Origin of the sequence: Komagataeibacter intermedius TF2, from assembly GCF_000964425.1 — a bacterium.
GTDB classification, from domain to species: domain Bacteria; phylum Pseudomonadota; class Alphaproteobacteria; order Acetobacterales; family Acetobacteraceae; genus Komagataeibacter; species Komagataeibacter intermedius.
In genome coordinates this window covers 1-254 of sequence record NZ_BANF01000623.1, presented here as the reverse complement: position 1 = coordinate 254, position 254 = coordinate 1, and the positions used below count along the sequence as shown (strand labels likewise).

Annotated in this window: 1 protein-coding gene; it reads right to left on the bottom strand. The window is 58.7% G+C overall.

Annotated elements, in window-relative coordinates; all coding sequences use genetic code 11:
* The coding region (locus B7449_RS18825) for a DDE-type integrase/transposase/recombinase (protein WP_048884073.1) at positions 1 to 254 on the bottom strand (254 nt) is incomplete at both ends.

Below are 254 nucleotides of genomic sequence, written 5' to 3'. Positions count from 1 at the left end.
CATGGGCCAGCAACTTTTTCTGGAAATCATGAGAGCCGTACTGGTTGCCACGATCAGAGTGGAAAAAGCAGCCGGGCGCCGGATCACGCAGCCGCACCGCCATGTCCAGGGCACGGATGGCCAGGTCCTTTTTCATCCGGTCGCTGACAACCCACCCGATCACGCGACGACTGAACAGATCGATGACGACCGCCAGATAGAGCCAGCCTTCGGCTGTCCAGATATGGCTGATATCTCCCGCCCATTTCCGGTTG